This is a genomic window from Clostridium sp. NkU-1 (assembly GCA_001312405.1).
The window spans coordinates 192,311-208,794 of the sequence record BBDR01000002.1 but is presented as its reverse complement, the minus strand read 5'-3'; the positions used below and the strand labels follow the sequence as shown (position 1 = coordinate 208,794).

At 48.5% G+C, this 16,484-nt stretch carries 22 protein-coding genes and 1 pseudogene; all 23 read right to left on the bottom strand.

From position 1 onward, the window contains the following. Nucleotides 1–17: 17 nt before the first annotated feature. On the bottom strand, nt 18–1,043 hold the full coding sequence (locus JCM10519_RS26045) for a TIM-barrel domain-containing protein (protein WP_347843035.1): 1,026 nt from the start codon (nt 1,041–1,043) through the stop codon (nt 18–20). Beyond that, complete coding sequence (locus tag JCM10519_RS26040) at nt 961–1,467, bottom strand: TIM-barrel domain-containing protein (protein ID WP_347843034.1); 507 nt, start codon at nt 1,465–1,467, stop codon at nt 961–963. The genes JCM10519_RS26045 and JCM10519_RS26040 overlap by 83 nt, the downstream gene beginning before the upstream one ends. 115 nt (nt 1,468–1,582) lie before the next feature. After that, nucleotides 1,583–2,143, bottom strand: a complete 561-nt coding sequence (locus tag JCM10519_RS26035; RefSeq protein ID WP_347843033.1) for a DUF4968 domain-containing protein — start codon at nt 2,141–2,143, stop codon at nt 1,583–1,585. Further along, nucleotides 2,106–2,768: a CBM35 domain-containing protein gene (locus tag JCM10519_RS26030; protein WP_347843032.1), complete on the bottom strand. Its 663-nt coding sequence runs from the start codon at nt 2,766–2,768 to the stop codon at nt 2,106–2,108. Before JCM10519_RS26030 ends, JCM10519_RS26035 begins: the two co-directional genes overlap by 38 nt. Further along, nucleotides 2,741–3,118, bottom strand: coding sequence for a hypothetical protein (locus JCM10519_RS26025; protein ID WP_347843212.1), 378 nt, complete (start codon nt 3,116–3,118; stop codon nt 2,741–2,743). The genes JCM10519_RS26030 and JCM10519_RS26025 overlap by 28 nt, the downstream gene beginning before the upstream one ends. 105 nt (nt 3,119–3,223) lie before the next feature. Beyond that, nucleotides 3,224–5,330, bottom strand: a pseudogene (locus JCM10519_RS03685) (TIM-barrel domain-containing protein); the annotation flags it as partial. A gap of 76 nt (nt 5,331–5,406) precedes the next feature. After that, complete coding sequence (locus tag JCM10519_RS03680; RefSeq protein WP_054737985.1) at nt 5,407–5,970, bottom strand: TIM-barrel domain-containing protein; 564 nt, start codon at nt 5,968–5,970, stop codon at nt 5,407–5,409. Between the two features lie 8 nt (nt 5,971–5,978). Continuing rightward, nucleotides 5,979–6,845, bottom strand: a complete 867-nt coding sequence (locus JCM10519_RS03675) for a TIM-barrel domain-containing protein (protein ID WP_054737984.1) — start codon at nt 6,843–6,845, stop codon at nt 5,979–5,981. Further along, a complete protein-coding gene (locus JCM10519_RS03670; RefSeq protein WP_054737983.1) occupies nt 6,796–7,017 on the bottom strand; it encodes a hypothetical protein in 222 nt (73 codons plus the stop codon). The genes JCM10519_RS03675 and JCM10519_RS03670 overlap by 50 nt, the downstream gene beginning before the upstream one ends. Continuing rightward, complete coding sequence (locus tag JCM10519_RS26020) at nt 7,014–7,235, bottom strand: hypothetical protein (RefSeq protein WP_347843031.1); 222 nt, start codon at nt 7,233–7,235, stop codon at nt 7,014–7,016. The genes JCM10519_RS03670 and JCM10519_RS26020 overlap by 4 nt, the downstream gene beginning before the upstream one ends. Continuing rightward, nucleotides 7,193–7,837: a carbohydrate ABC transporter permease gene (locus JCM10519_RS03665; protein ID WP_347843030.1), complete on the bottom strand. Its 645-nt coding sequence runs from the start codon at nt 7,835–7,837 to the stop codon at nt 7,193–7,195. The genes JCM10519_RS26020 and JCM10519_RS03665 overlap by 43 nt, the downstream gene beginning before the upstream one ends. After that, nucleotides 7,827–8,345, bottom strand: a complete 519-nt coding sequence (locus JCM10519_RS26015; RefSeq protein WP_347843029.1) for a sugar ABC transporter permease — start codon at nt 8,343–8,345, stop codon at nt 7,827–7,829. The genes JCM10519_RS03665 and JCM10519_RS26015 overlap by 11 nt, the downstream gene beginning before the upstream one ends. A gap of 7 nt (nt 8,346–8,352) precedes the next feature. Next, nucleotides 8,353–8,742 carry a hypothetical protein gene (locus tag JCM10519_RS26010; protein ID WP_347843028.1) on the bottom strand — a complete coding sequence of 130 codons (390 nt, stop codon included), beginning with the start codon at nt 8,740–8,742 and terminating at the stop codon, nt 8,353–8,355. A gap of 31 nt (nt 8,743–8,773) precedes the next feature. Then, nucleotides 8,774–10,045: an extracellular solute-binding protein gene (locus tag JCM10519_RS03655; protein WP_054737982.1), complete on the bottom strand. Its 1,272-nt coding sequence runs from the start codon at nt 10,043–10,045 to the stop codon at nt 8,774–8,776. Nucleotides 10,046–10,100: 55 nt separating this feature from the next. Next, nucleotides 10,101–10,613 carry a substrate-binding domain-containing protein gene (locus tag JCM10519_RS03650; RefSeq protein WP_347843027.1) on the bottom strand — a complete coding sequence of 171 codons (513 nt, stop codon included), beginning with the start codon at nt 10,611–10,613 and terminating at the stop codon, nt 10,101–10,103. Next, nucleotides 10,567–11,106 (bottom strand): LacI family DNA-binding transcriptional regulator, encoded by a 540-nt coding sequence (locus JCM10519_RS03645; protein WP_054737980.1) that lies wholly within the window; start codon nt 11,104–11,106, stop codon nt 10,567–10,569. The genes JCM10519_RS03650 and JCM10519_RS03645 overlap by 47 nt, the downstream gene beginning before the upstream one ends. A gap of 19 nt (nt 11,107–11,125) precedes the next feature. Beyond that, nucleotides 11,126–11,665, bottom strand: coding sequence for a glycosyl hydrolase family 65 protein (locus tag JCM10519_RS03640; RefSeq protein WP_347843211.1), 540 nt, complete (start codon nt 11,663–11,665; stop codon nt 11,126–11,128). 49 nt (nt 11,666–11,714) lie between these two features. Further along, complete coding sequence (locus JCM10519_RS03635; protein ID WP_054737978.1) at nt 11,715–12,110, bottom strand: hypothetical protein; 396 nt, start codon at nt 12,108–12,110, stop codon at nt 11,715–11,717. Continuing rightward, complete coding sequence (locus JCM10519_RS03630) at nt 12,086–13,285, bottom strand: hypothetical protein (RefSeq protein WP_054737977.1); 1,200 nt, start codon at nt 13,283–13,285, stop codon at nt 12,086–12,088. Before JCM10519_RS03630 ends, JCM10519_RS03635 begins: the two co-directional genes overlap by 25 nt. Next, nucleotides 13,272–13,823, bottom strand: coding sequence for a glycoside hydrolase family 125 protein (locus tag JCM10519_RS26005; RefSeq protein ID WP_347843210.1), 552 nt, complete (start codon nt 13,821–13,823; stop codon nt 13,272–13,274). The genes JCM10519_RS03630 and JCM10519_RS26005 overlap by 14 nt, the downstream gene beginning before the upstream one ends. Before the next feature lie 20 nt (nt 13,824–13,843). Then, entirely contained in the window at nt 13,844–15,088 is a 1,245-nt protein-coding gene (locus JCM10519_RS03625; RefSeq protein WP_347843026.1) for a hypothetical protein, read from the bottom strand. Between the two features lie 296 nt (nt 15,089–15,384). Continuing rightward, the gene (locus JCM10519_RS03620; protein WP_347843209.1) at nt 15,385–15,825 is read right to left on the bottom strand and encodes a rhodanese-like domain-containing protein; all 441 of its coding nucleotides are present in this window, start codon (nt 15,823–15,825) and stop codon (nt 15,385–15,387) included. A gap of 421 nt (nt 15,826–16,246) precedes the next feature. Then, the gene (locus JCM10519_RS03615) at nt 16,247–16,438 is read right to left on the bottom strand and encodes a (2Fe-2S)-binding protein (protein WP_054737976.1); all 192 of its coding nucleotides are present in this window, start codon (nt 16,436–16,438) and stop codon (nt 16,247–16,249) included. Between the last annotated feature and the right edge of the window lie 46 nt (nt 16,439–16,484).

Below are 16,484 nucleotides of genomic sequence, written 5' to 3'. Positions count from 1 at the left end.
GATAATGGCTCCTTCCTTCACAAAAAGGGGAAGGTCAGACCAGGACTGAGTATCCAGGCTGTAGGGAATATATTGTCCGCCCTTATATGCAGTTCCCCTGTTGTAGTCGATCCATTTTCCTCCGGGAGGTAAATCCACTTGCAGGACTGTCCCCGCTCGGTAACCGGAGCCGTAAGGAGCCAGTCACCCAGCATCCATGCGTCAGAATAATCCTTTACCTTATCATCCTGCGGATAGTCAAACAGCAGCGGGCGCACCAGGCCCAGACCGCTTTCATAAGCCTCTCTTTCATAGGAATAGAAATAAGGAAGCAGGGAGTAGCGTAAATGAATGGCTGATTTTACATTTTCCTCTGCTGTATAGCCGTAATACCAGGGCTGGCGCTGCTGGTTTAAGTTGCCGTGCACCCGGAAAACAGGCACAACGGATTCAAACTGGAGCCAGCGGGTGTAAAGCTCTGGACTGGGGTTTTCGATGTTTCCGGAATTCTGATTAAAGCCACCGCCGTCTGAACCCCATTTCGGCTGTCCGTTGTTTATGGTAGAAAGCAGGGCTGCCTTCTGTTCGTTTAAGCCGGCGGCCCAGGAAACCCGCTCCCCCTTGTAAAACTGGGTGGCAACGTCTCCCGACCATATGCTGGTGGCATAGCGCTGTGTACCCGGATAGTAGTTTCTGCCCGTCTGCCACACGCGGACATTATCCTTGGCATACTCCCGCTGTCCCTCGTAAATAGACTGGGCAAGATGCAGGGTATTATAGTTTCCGAACCAGTACTCAGCTCCATTGGAGGAAACCTTATCTGTTTCATCGTTCCACCAGCCAACGATCCCCTTGTTAAATGCATCAATGGAGTTGTTCCACCACCAGGCCCGCTCACCGGATTTGTAAGGGTCAATACTGCGCACGGTAACAGGATAGAAATAATCCACGTATTCGTTGTGTCCCGGATAGAAATACCCGTTATTGGCCGCGTCCTGCCCCTGGGCGGTTGTTGTACCGCCGGAAATCTTTGTTACAATCCGGGGCTTGGTAATGCCGATCATTTTCACTCCCTTTGCGTCCATGATGTTTTTTTAAGGCACCGCTTCCGGCAGAGGGAAAATTCCCTGTATTCCACTTAAATTCACCATAATTATCCTGTCCGTAAAGCTTCCAGTCATAGTCAAAAGCATAGCTGTCCAGGGGAATGTTTTTTGCACGGTAGGTATCAATCATTTCCATCATTTCCTGTTCATTGATCCCCCACTCAAAATTGGAAAAGCCCTGTGCCCATTTGGGAAGCATGGGAGAGGTTCCGGTAATCCTGGAATAGCCTTTCATAATCTCTTTTGGCTCTCCCAGCAAAATGTAATATTCCACATTATTTTTTTCATACCTGCGGCCTTCCACCGGAGTTCCCCCATAGTAAAATTCCATCTTTTTATCCCTGGAATTGGTATAGGGGTAGCCGCCGTCCGAATCTACCAATAGACCATAGCCTGCTGTGGACCAGAGGAAGGGACCGCCTGAATTGCCCTGCTGGCCAGCCCTGGCCGCCTGTGTGTTGTCATTGCGCAGCAGATTGCCATTGTCGTCAAAACAGTCAAAGCTGTGGATTCCGTATAGGTTGGAGGAATCCTGACGGACAAAACGGACGCCATCGTGGAAAACGCCTCCGCTTTGAGGTTCCCAAAACAGGGTCGTGCCGTCGGCTTTTTTTAACCGTCATCCGGCAGGGCTTTTTGTTGATTTCAACCTGCATTTCGTCCGTCTTTATGGTTATGGGATCGGAAGCCGTATTAATGACGGCAGCACTTGCGTCCCATTTAAGATCAGGATCGATCATGGGTGTCTGCTCACTGGAAGAAACTCCGTCAGGCTGGTAGTTTACCCGCAGAATGTCTTCGTCACAAACCTCCAGCGTCAACTTATCCGAAGGAGAGGAACCGCTGTCCACAGTAAGGACCAGAGTGGTTCCGCTGACCTGTGTGCCAGTTACGTCACCTAAAGCAGATACAGCCGCCCTGGCCGTGACCGGCTGGGAGGCCGGCCACAGAGCGTAAATAATAAGGCAAATACTAAACTTAATGATAGAAAACGTTTTTTCTGTTTCATGCTGCTCCCCCTTATTTAACCATAATACAGTCCAGATTAATACCGGCAAAATCCCCGTTTTCATAGGAGATCCGGACGGTGTTTCTGCCGCTGTTTAGGTTTATGGGAATGTCTGCAGTATTCCAGGCGTTCCAGCCGGAAGTAGCAGGCAGGGCCAAAGTGCCGGTGTTTATCCCGTTGACCTTTACGGTACGCTGTCCGGCGGTCACTCCGGCAGAGTAACGGACTGACAGGGAAGCAGTGCGTTTTTCTTTTGAATACACCTCAAATTCCACCCAGTCGCCATTGTCCGCAAACTGGTCCACAAAGCCTTCCCCGTAATAACCGCTTTTATCCGTGTTGGTTGATACATGGTTGAGGGAGGCGTGTTCCGCTTCATAAGGGGCTTTGTTTACGCCCTTTAATTCGATTTTTTTAACAGAACCGGAGGTCGTTTTGATATAGGTAAGCTTTTCATTTTGGTTATAGTAGTATCCGCTCTGCGCCTTTATAAAGCCGTCCAGAGTATTCACTTCCTGTAATGCCTGACCGTTTACATTTACTCCGCCGGGTCTGGTTCCAAAAACCTGGGTGGTAATGGGAATCTGGCTGGCCGGCAGATCAACGGTCACAGTACCTGCCGCAAAATTCTCGGCTGCCCGGACGGTCATGGTACTCCGGTCACTGTGGGACAAGGTATAGGTGCTTTCTCCTTCAGGTAGATACGGAAGGTAAGGTTCTCGTAATTTTCCACATCATTGCCTATGGAACCGCCGATCTCATAGTTTTTGTTTAAGTTAAGGGGCAGGATACTGCCGGACTTAACGTAAACAGGGATAGAGTTCACATCCACATAATAGTCTTTCGTTATGCCGCCCGGGGTCAGGGCATTGTGCCAGAAATCAATCCATTCCCCTTCCGGTAAGTATACGCTTTTTACGGTCTGTCCCTCCTGAACAACAGGAGCCACCAAAAGGCTGCGGCCGAACATATACTGTTCTTCTAAATCATAGGTATTGGAATCCTCAGGATTATCTAAGAACATGGCCCTCATCATAGGCGTTCCAACATAGGCACTGTTTTGCGCCTCACTGAAAATATAGGGCAGTAAGTTCATGCGGGTGTTGATGTATTTGCGGAACATTGGAACAATACTGTTGTCACCGGTGCGGCTCTGAACGTTCCAGGGAGAGCGTTCCTCACTGGGAGAAGGATTGGACTTCTCTGAGTGGAACTGCATAATCGGGGCAAAAGCAGCCATTTGGGTACTGCGCTTATAGAGCTCGGCAGAGGGGAAATTCCCTGTAAACCCGGCCAGATCCCAGCTCCAGAACGGTACCCCTGAAATACCGGCACTTAAACCGGCACTGAGAGCGTCCCGGAAAGCGGAAAAGCTGGAGGTCTGATCTCCTGCCCAAAAGGCTCCGGAGGTCTGAACGCCTGCGGTCCCTGACCGGCTGAAGGTGATTCCTTCCCCTGTTTTTTTTCTTCACAAAGTCGTTATAGCCCTTTATGTAGGCGTTAGGGTATGCGTTTCGCATGGAAAGGTCAGTACCTCCGTTATGGAAAGAGGTGTCCTTACGCCAAACCATTTCCCCGCCGTCTGTTTTTACGCCGTCTATCTTAATGTCGTCAAAAAGGTAAGCCCGCTTGTTCATCCACCATTCTACAGCTTCGGGATTGGTGAAATCCAGCAGCAGACTGTTTCCGAACCACCCTGATTCGGGTATGCGGTAGGCCCCGTTATGACCGTCGGAAACTGCATATCCCTTCTGGAGCATATAAGCCTCGTCATTGTCTTTCTGCCCATAGGAGTAAGGCGTGTATTTTAAAACTGGGATCTGCCACAGCACAAGTTTTAAGCCATTTTCATGAAGGGTGTCTGTCATGGCCTTTGGATTGGGCCATTTGGATCCATAGGTGAAATCCGAGCTGCTTAAAGCAGCCGAGCCTGAAACAGGCGTATAGGCAGCTTCATTCCAGATATAAAAGGTGTTTTCGTCGCTCCACTGTTCCAGCACTAAAACCGTAGCAGGAATGTCGTTGTTTTTAGACTGGTTCATGGCTTCCAGCGCTTCTGACTGGGTATCCCATTCATTGGCGGACATCCAAAGTCCGAAGGCCCATTTGGGAAGCTCCTGGGGCATACCGGAAATTGTGTTGTATTTCCCCACCACTTTCGCAGGCGTACTTGCGCTGATCAGGTAGTAATCCAAAAGGGGAGAATCCACATGTTCCGTGTCCGCTTCAAACACATACCGGTCCCCATTGGCAGCTGCCATATCGAACCTGGAATAACAGGTGGTATTTAAGTAAATTCCGTAACCTTTGCTGGTAACGAAAAAGGGAACCGATAAATAGGTCTTACTTCCCTGGTTCTGATACTGGTTGTAAATATAGGTTTCAACCACCTCTCCCCGTTTCTCCGCACCGTTATAATGCTCCCCGAAACCGTAGAAATGCTCGTCGGAAGGAGAGAGATACCCATCCCGGAACTGCCCGATCACGTCTTTTCCGTCGGTCAGCCAGGACATCTCCTTACCCATTCCGCCGTTTGAAGTCAAAACCCTGTTGTGTTCGCAGCTGTACACCTCTAAGGCGTATGGGTTCTTTGTGACGGTGAGCCGCAGCTTGCCGGTTTTTATTTCCACTTTTTCGGCATTTTCCGTTACAGTGTAACCGGATATACCGGAAGCAAATTTCCCGTCTCCCTTTGGTGAAAGCTGGAAACGCACCGTTTCCTCGTCCGTAAAGCTAAGAGCCAGCTTAGGGGAGAAATTTCCCGTATCAGCCGTCACATCAAAAACCACAGTTCCGTTATTATAGGAATTCAAAGACACGGATTTGACTTTTTCCCAGTCAGTCACGTGAAAGGTAAAGGGACCGATGGTTTTGGCGTTTGTGCCGTTTGCGTCCCCATGGACCGTATACTCCACAACGTCCCCTTTTGCAAAGGAGCCTAAATCCGCCTCCCAGTAGGAATTATTCCCGCTGTTATAGGACCAGCCTGCGCCTATGTCCGTCTTTTTTACGCCATTTACAGTGTAGGAAATCCAAACCTTTTGTCCGGATTCCACAGGCCAGGTGGTGCTGTGTATCCGCACAGACTGGCCTGCGACTGGGGTTCTTGGCGAACGCTCAGTAGGTTCTATTTCATAAATATCATTTAATCCATAAGGATCGTGCCACGTTCCTTCCAGCGCAAAGGCTGGTGATACATTAAGCAAAATACAGCATATGCTCAGTAAAATGGCCATAAGCTTCTTTCTCATATTTCCCCTCCATTTATCATAAGTGTTATTTCCTTGTGAAATGGTTTCTCTTTCAGTTAAACTAGTTCAAACGCCAGACCAATAGTTCTCCTGCCCGGCATTCTTTGTACAAACGGCATGGACCCACCGTTTGTTCTCCTGTCCAATAATCGTTCCAATTTCCTTTTGGCAGATACACCTGCCTTCCTGTCACTCCTTCCTCTAAAACCGGTGCCACTAAAAGCCGGGAGCCAAACATATACTCGTCATCCACCGCGCAGGCCTCTTTATCCTCCGGCCAGTCAATCACCAGTGCGGCCATAAGGGGACGGCCCGTATTTGCACTTACCATTGCTTCCTTAAGAATATAAGGCAGCAGCCTCTCCCTTTCTTTTGTAAATTTTTGGCAAATATCAAGGACCTCTGTCCTCCCTGTTACCTTTGCCATGTTCCATGGGCTTCTGTCATTGATCTCTTCTTCCGAAGCCGCCAGAAGCTCGGAAAACTGGCCGGAAGCCGGTTCTGAGTGCCACTGCATGACCGGAGCAAAGCAGGCCAGGCAGAAGGATCGCAGATACAATTCGGCGGAAGGCAACTTTCCTGCAAAGCCCGCAAGGTCAAAGCCCCAGAAGGGCAGACCCGACAATCCGGCGTTTAAGCCGCTGTCACCACATGGCGCAGTTCTTCCCAGGTGGACTGCTGGTCCCCGGCCCAGTGCATGGGCGTTGTCTGGGCGCCCGTGTATCCGGCCCTGGAAAAGAGCATCCTCTCATCTCCTATAAAGTCTGTATAGGCTCTGGTGTAAACCATTGCATAACCATTTTTCATCTGGCTTCCTGTCCGCCCGTCAAAGAAGCGGGCGCCATCGTCATATACAAACTCTCCGCCGTCGGTCTTAAAACCGTCCACTCCCATGTCAAGCAGGTATTGCCGCTTTCCAAACCACCAGTCACAGGCCGCCGGATTGGTAAAATCCGGTATCATGGAACCGCCGAACCAGCGACCTTCTGGAATCAGATAGGGAGAGCCGTCGGCATTGGTGACAGCAAAGCCCTTTTGGACCGCTTCAGCGCAGTCTGCCTCGTGCTCCGGACAAGTGCGCCCTGGCTCCAGTTTTTTTAAAACCGGAACCTGCCAGAGAATCAGGCGGATTCCTTTTTCGTGAAGGTCCCGGATCATCTTTTCCGGATCAGGAAAACGCTCTTTGTCAAAGCGGTAAAAGGTGGCTTCATCACTCCAGGCTTCAATTACCACCACAGAGGGCTTCATCCCCTGCCTGACAGCCTCTTCCACCACTTCTTCCACCACCGCCTGACTATCCCAGCGGTTAGCGGACATCCAAAGGCCAAAGGCCCAGTCCGGCGGCAGCCTGGGCCGCCCCGTAAGTGCAGTAAACTCTTTAAGAACCTCTAAGGGCTTCCCAGTAAATGTCCGCACATCGTATTGGTCCGGAAGGGTAAAGACGATTCCTTCATCGGTTTTTTTCCGTAAAAACTGTAAACTTTTCCAGTGTATCCACATAAAGCCCTCCGCCCCCGTCCGTCAAGGCAAAGGGAATGGGCAGATAGGTGGAAGCCCCCTGATTGGTAAAGGTTTCATATACGTGGTTTTCCCGGGCAAGGCCCTCCTGATTCAATGCGTCAAACCGTTCTCCAAATCCGTAAACGGCCTGACCAGCAAGCAAACATTTCATCCTTTCACACCTCCTACCTGTAATCCTGCTGCAAAATACTTCTGTGCCAAAGCATAAACCACCAGAATCGGAAGCATGGAAACCAGGGCCCCCGCCATGAGTAAGTTGTATTCGCTTTTGTACTGCCCGTTTAAGGAGCTTAAAATAATTGGCAGGGTAAACTTTGTCTTTGTGGTCAGCATGACCAGCGGCAATAGATAGTCATTCCATGCATCCATAAAGCAGATAATCGCCAAAGTCGCCAGGCTGGACTTGCACATGGGCATATGATCCGTACAAAGACAGTAAAAATTCCCGCGCCGTCAATGGCTGGCGCTTCTATATAGACATTAGGAATCGTCATCATGCGCTGGCGCAGCATAAACACCGCAAACACCTTGAACACGCTTGGCAGTACCAAAGCCCCCAGGCTATCCACCAGCTTCAGTTCTCCCATCAGTAAGTAAAGAGGGATGAACAGTACCTGGGAAGGAATCATCATGGTTGCCAGGTAAACCAGAAAAACGACATTTTTCCCCTTAAAATCCAGTTTTGCAAAGGCAAAGGCAGCCATAGAAGAACTGATAATCGTCACGACTACAGAGCTAGTGGAAACCACAAGGGAATTAAACATGGAAACGGTCATTCCCTCTTTGCTGAATAAATCCGAGAAATTCTTAAAGGTTGGATTTTTTGGTATCCACTGTATGGGCAGGGCCATGATTGCGCCGTAGTCCTTAAAAGAAGTAGACAGCATCCAGAAAAACGGAAGCAAGGTCACCACCGATAGCAGGACAGCCGTCAAATGGTATAAAACTCCAGATACCGCTTTACGACTCATAATACACCCACTTTCTTTGCAGCACGTTCTGCAGTGCGGTAAAGGCAAAAATAATGACAAACAACACCCATGACCATGCCGCTGCATAACCCATACGGCCAAACTTAAAGGCGTATTTGTAAATCCGCTCCACCATAACCATGGTGGCCCCGTTAGGTCCTGCGTCGCCGTTCTTGGTCATGACCATGATCTGCGGGAAAAGCTGAAAGGCATTGATCAGGGACAGCATGATGACGTAGAACAAAATCGGTGACAGCAGGGGCAGGGTAATACTTTTAAACTTCTGAAAATATCCCGCCCCGTCAATGTCAGCGGCCTCGTAGTACTCGGGATTTATGGCCAAAAGGCCGCTAAGGAGTATCATTCCGTAAAATCCCATGTCCTTCCACACGCTGGCCAGGACGATGGAAGGCATTGCCCATACCTCGCTTTGGAGCCATAATGGCCCCTTAATCCCCAGGCCTGCCAAGCATTGTTGATCGGCCCGTACTCCGGACTTAACATCCATTTCCAGATCAGGCTCCCGCCACCCAGCTGGTCAGAACCGGTATGTAGTAAAGCATCCGGTAAACGGGGGCCATGCGGCTCTTTCGCTGAATGATCAGGGCAACCATTAAGGAAAACAGCAGGACCAGCGGAAGGTACAGCAGAATGAAATAGGCGTTATGCCCCAAAACCGCCCAGAATTCAGAGTCTTTGACAAGCTGGGAGTAATTGGAAAACCCCACGAACTTGTCGCCGACAAATTGGAAAAAACCGTGGAACAGCCTTACCCTGCTCATCCCCGACCAATCGGTGAGACTAAGCAGCAACGAGGCAAAAATCGGAATCAGATTAAACAGCACAAGTCCGGCCATACTTGGCAAAAGAAAGAAAAAGGCCTTTACCCCCTGTTTTTTATACATAGCAGTTCCCTCCTGTCAGGCACGATAAACGTCAGTCTAATTTGATCTTCTGTTCCAGTTCCGCCTGACACTCATCCAGTGCGTCTTTAGCGGTAACGTTCCCGGAAATGGAGTTGTTTAAGTGCTTTGTGATGATTTCCTGCATTTCAGACTGCTGTTTTACCACCGGCGGTGTTACCAGATAATCCAGGGATTTAAACACAGCTTCCCGGTTCTCCGGCGGAGTGACCTCTAAATAGGAATCCAGTACGTCCGAATAGGTAACAGGCGGAAGCTCCCAGCTTGCATCCACGCGGATTTGTGCGGCTTCCTTGCTTCCTGCCAGGAAAGCGGCCAAAGCGGCAGCGGCTTCAGGATTGGCGGTTTCTTTGTTTACCACGTAAGCATTTGAGAAAAAGTGAGTGGCTTTTGTGGTATTACCCGGCTCAAGCGCTACGTCCCAGGCAAAATTGCAGTTATCTGTAAAGTCACTGAAGGCCCAGATTCCGGTTACAATCATGCCAAGACGTCCGGTCTTAAACAAATCCCAATCGCCCATGCCGCCCATTTGTGCGTCTGAGGGCATAACATTGCTGTCCTTCACCCAACCGGACATGATTTCCAGCGTTTCCACATTCTGCGGTAAATTGACCGTAAATTTCTTTCCATCCTCGCTTAATAAGCTTCCGCCGTTCTGCTTCACCCCTTTGTAAAATTCATGGAAGCTTACGGGACGGTACAAACCATAGGTGTCCTGGGAAAGGGCGCGGATTTTCTTTGCAGCCTCTAACATTTCCGTCCAGGTCCAGTCGTCGGTAGGATATTCTGCTCCTGCCTTGTCAAATAAATCCTTGTTGTATATAAGCACCACATTGGAGAAGGAATTCGGAATTCCAAATTGTTTTCCCTCGTACTGGAAGGCTTTCAAAGCCGTCTGATTAAAGCCTGAAGCCTCCCCCATTAAACCACCCACATCCAGAAGTACATCTTCCGACGCATAGGCCACGAAATTCTCAAAATTCAGTTCAAATACATCCGCCGCACTGCCGCCGACGATTTTGGACTGCAGCTGAGTGAAATAGTCGTCATAGCCAAAGCTTTGCAGTTCCACCTTGATGTCCGGATACTGCTCGTTGAATTTCGCAATCATCTTTTTCAGTGCTTCCTCAGACGCGCCACTGCCGGAAAACTGATCCAGCCGGATTGTAACTTCTTCTCCGGCTGCGGGTTTTTCTGCAGTTTTGGAACTGCATCCGGAGAGTAAAACTGCTGCACATGCCATTGCACTTACGGCCCATTTATATCTTTTTGCTAACTTCATCATAATAAACTGTCTCCTTAATAGAAAGAATGGATGTTGCTTTGTTTTCGTAAAAGGATCAGCGCACTGATCCCCTTTCTACCAAAGTTAATGGAAATACCTTGTTTTGTAGTGTGTGGTTCTCATTTATCAGGAGTTTCACCGCTTCCATCCCCTTTGCCGCCACATCCTGATGTATGGTGGTAAGAGACGGATCACAGGTTCTGGAAAGCAGTGAATCGTCAAAACCTATGACGGAAATATCCTTTGGAATCCTTACGCCCCTCCCGCGCAGTCCCATACATAAGCCCACCGCCAGAATGTCTGCACAAACAAACACTCCGTCAGGCCGCTCAGCCAGCCCCGCCAGATATTCCCCCATTTTACAGCCGTATTCAAAGGACACCTCTCCCGACAATAGCAGGGATTCCTCTGTACTCAATCCGTACTCTCCCAGGGCCTTTTCATATCCTTTATAACGCAGGAAATTCACGCCCCTGTCTTTGACATGCCCGGTCACGTGGGCAATTCTTCTAAGCCCTTTTTCAAGCAGATACTTGGTAGCCATGTACCCGCCCTGCATATCGTCCACGCTGACCCTGTGAAAGCCGGAAGCTTCGCAGTAACTGTCTACCAGTACCACAGGGATGTTTAAGTTTTTTTAACTGACGGCATTCCTCGTCATCATTCATTCCCACCACGATCACGCCGTCCAGTCCCCGGGTCCTGGCTACTTCCGCGTAAGTCTGGCCGGAATCAGCTCCGGAAATCATAATGTGATAACCGCTTTTGCGGGCCGTATACTCCGCCGCCGACATGAAATCACCGTAAAAGGGATTGGAAAACATTAATTCTTTTCCTGATTCCGTCTGGGGAATCAGCACTCCTAATAAGTTACTTTTGTTGTTTACCAGGGTGCGGGCCGCCAGATTGGGAATGTATCCCAGTTCCTTTATGGCGTCATTCACCCGCTTAATCGTTTCAGTGCTTAAGCTTTGGGAGGGCGTATTATTAATGACATAAGACACCGTAGCAATGGAAACCCCCGCCATTTCGGCCACATCCTTTAAACCGGGCCGCTTCATAAAATCACCTTCTTTCTTATTATTTTTTATTATCTTCTGCTTCTATCCTTCCGCCTTTTTCATCAATTACTGCTAAGTACCGCTTTCCTTTTATATAAAAGTGAAAAGATAAACGTTCCCAGTCCTTTGGAAGCCTTGGAGCCAGCTCCGGCCTGCCGCCCTTTCCCAGTGACAGACCTGCGAAACCAAAAACCACTGCCTGCCAGGTAGCGCCTACTGCTGCCAAATGAATGCCTTCCCGTCCCGTATTCTTCATCCGGTCTTCCAGATCCAGAAACAGGCTTTTATCAAAATATTCACAAGCCTTCTGCTCCAGGCCTAAATATGCCGCCGCCCAGGCGTGAATCCCAAAGCTTAAGCTGGAATCATGAAGCGTCAGCGGTTCATAAAAGTCCCATATAGCTTTTTGCTGCCGTTTCGTAAACAATTCCGGCTTTAAGACCATGAGCAGTATCAAATCCGCCTGCTTTATCACCTGATACCTTTGGAGCCAGTCGAAATCGTACTGGTGGTATGCTGCGCTTCCGTCCCCGGCCTTTCTCCCTGGAAATGCCTCCAGCCGGAGGAAATTGTCGTCCTGAATGTATAAATCCCTGTCAGAATCGTATTCAACCTGGCTTTTTTTCTATGATATCCCGCCATTTTTTCATTTCCGGAGCACTGGCTTCCGCTTCCTTTCTCCGGACCGCCTCCAATGCCAGCCAGAGATTATGGCGGGCCAGAAGTACCGTATAGGCGTTGTTTCCCGAGACGCCGCAGTATTCATCGGGTCCCTTAACAAAGAGCAGGTTATAAACGTCCTTTCTTGGGTCATAGGAAAATCTTCCGGCCCAATACCTGGCAGTTTCCACATACAGCTGCGCCGACTGGTGCCCCAGGGTTTCATCTCCTGAAACCTTTAAGTAGTTGTGGACGGCATAGGCCACATCTGCGGTAATGTGAATCTCACAGCGCCCGATGTCCCAGCTTTGGCATTGTTCTACGCTCCTATGGAGCACATCCACGGATACCTGGCTCCCGGCAGATTCAGCGCCTCTGCGTTCTTCTTTGCGTCCGGCAGGGTGTTTAAGCGAAACAGGATCAAATCTCTTGCTGCCTGCGGGTCCGTATACAGGTAAAACGGCAGCAGAAAAATGTCCGTGTCCCAGAAGCAGCAGCCTTGTACCGTCCATGGGTCAAGCCTCTTGCACCAATGCTGGCCGTGGGATTGTCGTATGGGCAATTCTGAATAAGCTGAAATAAGTTGTACCGCAGGGCGGACTGAATGGAACTGTGGTTCCTTTTTGGGTGATCTGTATGTCAGCCTGGTCCCATCGGGATTTCCAGGCCTCTTCGCTGTCTTTAACAATTCCGCAAAGGAATGGTTTACGACGTGGGGGCGTAAGTCCTGCCCAGCCTTAGGGAGTGTTTGGGAATCTTTGGAAGCTGCTTTTAAATCCTTAAAAACTGCTTCCGTATATAGAATCTTTTCGATTCTCACCATTTCCCCTTTTACCAGCGGAATGTTCAGTTCTTTCGCCGGGCAGTCGGTCACCGAAGCGTCCTTTGCCGTGCCCTTGCTTTGAAAAATGCGGGCAGTCATGGCTACATGCAGACGGCCGGAAGCTTTGCTGTCAGCCTTTAAAAAACAATAGTCCTCTCCTGTTTCCGTCTCTGAAACAGAGAGCAAAGACACGGTATCCAAGTTTTCCTTTGTCTGGTCGTCATCCACAGGCAGGTTCACGGTTTTCCCGTCTATCCCCATGAAAACTGCTGCATTTCCGCTGTAGTTTAAGGCCGTAAGTTCCAGAGAAAGGGCCGATAAGTGTTTGTTATCCATGCTGATAAAGCGGGAAATGTCAATTTGCGTTTCTCTTCCTTCCTTATCTTTCCACACCGACTTCCTCTCAAAAAGGCCGTTACCCATATCCAGGGATTGGGAAAAGGATAGGTAATCTCCTGTCCCCAGGGAAAGCTGAAAGTGAAACAGATCCGGCAAGTTCACCATGTCCGTAACACCGGGACCGATATACTCAAAGCCGCCTGCCAGATAGTTACAGCGCTCGTGGGCCTTTGCCCCGTCCATGTAAAATGCACAGCGGGACCCCAGATAGCCGTTTGCCTGGCTGAATATGCTTTCCAAAAACTTTGGGTCCTCTCTGCCCTCACAGCGTATCTTCCATGGCTCATATTGAATCATTTTCCACACCTCCCTCATTCAACCCTTCCATTAAGCAATAAGCCAAAAATCCGGCACAGGTCGCAAATGCTGCTCCCGTGGTACATTCGCCGGTCATTTCATCCACACTTTCACAGGCAATTCCATTGTCCATGGAAGCCCTGCGCAGAAAGTCTAAAGACGCTTCCTTCCTGCCGCTGATCAGCCCGTTGGCAACGCTCAGTATCCAGGGGTGGGGCGCATGGGGACAGCCAATATCGGAAAAAGGCTTTCCTGCAAAAGAGTATGCATAATCTGGACTCCGCAGGATCTCAACTGTGTTTTGCCAAATGGAATCCTCTCTGGTACAAAAGCCTAAAAAGGGCAAAAGCTCCAGACTTCCCGGCGGTTCGTCGTACACATCCCAGTTCCCTTCCTCGTCTACGGACCAGACAAAAATCTTTTTCCCCTGATACTCCTTAATACAATGGGTGCAAATGGCGCGAAACAAGGTTGAAGCTTCTTCTTCCAGCCACTTAAGCGTTTCAGTAGGCCACAAATTCCGGTACAGTTTCTCCAGATCCCGCAGGCACCGCCAGGTCAGAACATTGTCATATGTGCCATAGGGATAAACCGCATGTCGTCCGTTGGCTGTAAAAAGGTTTCATACAGATGAAGGGCCTCGCTTCGCTTGGTCTTTAAAATCGAAAGGATTTTCTTTACTCCTCTCTCAATATGGCTTTCTTTCAAAATGGAAACCTCTCCCGTAGCATTTACGTAACGGCTAAGGGCCATTAAGGGAGCGCACAACTCATCCAGTTCAAAGCCCGGTTCCAACACTGTCCCGTCTATGTAGCGGCTGTGAATGCCGATTTGTTTGATCTGACGGGTAAATACGTAATCCAGAAGTTCCTTTGCATACTGGGGGTCCGCCTTAAGAATAGAAGGAAAACTCCACAGCAGGCTGTCCCTGTCCCAATAGGCTGCGCTGACGTAATACCTGGGGCTTCTGGAGGTGACCATGACCACTTCCTCCGTATCCATGGTCATGCCCGTGGCATAAAAGAAGTTGAAAAACAAGTTCCTGTTTAACAGGGAATCCACATCCGGTATGCCCACGGTTTTCTGACGCTCCCGCAGCCAGCACAGAGTTTCCTCGTAAACCGCATCAAAGTTCTGCCGCAAAAGTTCTTTTGCCGCCGTGGCCGCGGACACCTCTTCAAAGCCAATGCCCCAGAAAATGTCAAACACCACTGATTCTCCGGATTTTAACCGGCAATCATGGGTTCCCTTATAGCGTATTTCCTCTCCCTGTTCAAATTCCCATTTAACAGGCAAAGCCGCCATGGGCGCAAATGCCATAACCGGCATTCCAATGGACAAATCAAAGACCGGGCCTTCATTCCAGCCGGAGTGATATACTTTTCTCTGTCCCGTAACCGTCTTATCCTCGTTGACGCTGTGAGTCACTTTTCCCCAGGCCCCGCTGAGACCGCAGGAAATCTCCCTATCTTTGCCGGAATGATTCGCGACGGTCAACCGTATGGCAAAGGCCTTCTGACCTATGGGAGCCAGGAAAATGCCCTCTGTGCAAACGCCGTCCTTTTCAGATTCAAATCTGGGAATCCAGTCACATTCCCGCTTCCATTTTAAATCACAGAGCAGATCCCCTTCCTCCGCCCGCACAAAGGGCCGTATGAGAGGTTCGCTTTCACCACCCCAAAAAGCCAGCATCCCTTTGTAGCCCATATGCAGCACCGTAAAACTTTCTATGGACGCTGTGGTCTGGTCCAATGTCGGCAGGCTGACAAATTCATTCCCCGTGGGCATATAGCAATCTTGCATAAAAACACCTCCCCGATTTTCACTGAAACGTTTAAGTAGTCAGTACAAAACTATTGATATTGTATAGTAATTATATACTGTGTTTTCTTTTTTTGTCAATATGTTTTAGTAAAAATATCTTTATTTATATGGGAGTTTTATGCATAAAGAAGATAGTCAAAAGAACCCCCGTTTTTGCAAATCTCCTCTTATCATCATGGCATGGATATCAACTGCAATAGAGAACGGGAAAAGCAATGATGGAATCATTCCCCTGCCTTATTGATATATCCGTAACCGCTGGTCTCACCCGTAAACTACGCTTGGCTTTTGATGCTCACTAATTTAAAGCTGCTGTCATTTTCAAGCTTTTCTTTCACATCATCAATGGAAATAATATATTCCAGATGAGCTGGAACTGTTGTTCCAAATCCCTTTTCTGCTGCTTCCGGCTTATTGCTGCCTTTTTCCGTGCCGTATCCGGCCTTTGCCCAGGCTTCAAATCCGCCATCTAAGTATTTTACATTTTCTCCCCCTGCCCAGAGCAGAATAAATGCGACTCTGTCGTCCGCAGAATTTACTCCGTCCGCTCCATAGCAGATTACAGTGGTATCCTTTGTAATACCGTAATCAGCCATCAGCTTTTCTATTTCCTCCGGTGTGCGGATGTTCCAGTATTCTTCTGATTCTATATAATCCGTATTCATATGATAAGCCCCCCTAATATGTCCTTCTGTATATGCATATTGTAAGTACATCATAAGAGCTAATATTTTTATCTATGGAGCTTGGATCATATTTACTGCCGGGCTGGTATGATTTCTTTTGACGATTTCTTAAAGTCTGCTTGTATATTGTATAACCTTTCTTTTCTGCTTTCCTTTACTTTTAGAAAAAGGCCGTTGCAGATCAGCTTTGCAACAGCCTTTTAAACAAATTATTAAAGTAATGTTCCACATAATCGTCCATCGTCCAATTAGTTGATAAGATGGAGGCACTTGGAAGAGGGTATAGAGTAAATGCGGTAAATAATCTCGGTAATTTATTCTTACCCTATAATTTTATATTTTCCTCTTCCTTATTAACCGGCTAATAGACTGATATGAAACTCCCCTTACCATCTATTATTTCTGCTATTTCTATTATTTTTGTTATTTCTGCTATTTCTCTTCTTTCCAATTATCCAGAATCTGCTGAATTTTTTTCTCCGCACCGTTTTCCTTTACAGCTGCCATTGCCAGTATTCGTCATACTCCATACTTTCTCAACGGTGTCTGCACCTTCTGAAATTGCCTTTTTTATTGTTTGTCTGGAAACGCCTTTACAGATACATACCTTCGTTAATTTATCAATGATTTCCTGATTGTCCATAGATAGATTTTTCCTTCCTTAATCTAAAACTTCATCGTTGATGTTC

Excerpts from the sequence above, each read along its gene's own strand:
- JCM10519_RS26045 (WP_347843035.1), bottom strand. The coding sequence starts at position 1,043 with ATGATCGGCATTACCAAGCCCCGGATTGTAACAAAGATTTCCGGCGGT.
- JCM10519_RS26025 (WP_347843212.1), bottom strand. The coding sequence starts at position 3,118 with ATGTTCTTAGATAATCCTGAGGATTCCAATACCTATGATTTAGAAGAA.
- JCM10519_RS03675 (WP_054737984.1), bottom strand. The coding sequence starts at position 6,845 with ATGTGGATACACTGGAAAAGTTTACAGTTTTTACGGAAAAAAACCGAT.
- JCM10519_RS03670 (WP_054737983.1), bottom strand. The coding sequence starts at position 7,017 with ATGAAATGTTTGCTTGCTGGTCAGGCCGTTTACGGATTTGGAGAACGG.
- JCM10519_RS26020 (WP_347843031.1), bottom strand. The coding sequence starts at position 7,235 with ATGGATGCATGGAATGACTATCTATTGCCGCTGGTCATGCTGACCACA.
- JCM10519_RS03665 (WP_347843030.1), bottom strand. The coding sequence starts at position 7,837 with ATGAGTCGTAAAGCGGTATCTGGAGTTTTATACCATTTGACGGCTGTC.
- JCM10519_RS26015 (WP_347843029.1), bottom strand. The coding sequence starts at position 8,345 with ATGGATGTTAAGTCCGGAGTACGGGCCGATCAACAATGCTTGGCAGGC.
- JCM10519_RS26010 (WP_347843028.1), bottom strand. The coding sequence starts at position 8,742 with ATGTATAAAAAACAGGGGGTAAAGGCCTTTTTCTTTCTTTTGCCAAGT.
- JCM10519_RS03655 (WP_054737982.1), bottom strand. The coding sequence starts at position 10,045 with ATGATGAAGTTAGCAAAAAGATATAAATGGGCCGTAAGTGCAATGGCA.
- JCM10519_RS03645 (WP_054737980.1), bottom strand. The coding sequence starts at position 11,106 with ATGAAGCGGCCCGGTTTAAAGGATGTGGCCGAAATGGCGGGGGTTTCC.
- JCM10519_RS03630 (WP_054737977.1), bottom strand. The coding sequence starts at position 13,285 with ATGATTCAATATGAGCCATGGAAGATACGCTGTGAGGGCAGAGAGGAC.
- JCM10519_RS03625 (WP_347843026.1), bottom strand. The coding sequence starts at position 15,088 with ATGCAAGATTGCTATATGCCCACGGGGAATGAATTTGTCAGCCTGCCG.
- JCM10519_RS03620 (WP_347843209.1), bottom strand. The coding sequence starts at position 15,825 with ATGTACTTACAATATGCATATACAGAAGGACATATTAGGGGGGCTTAT.
- JCM10519_RS03615 (WP_054737976.1), bottom strand. The coding sequence starts at position 16,438 with ATGGACAATCAGGAAATCATTGATAAATTAACGAAGGTATGTATCTGT.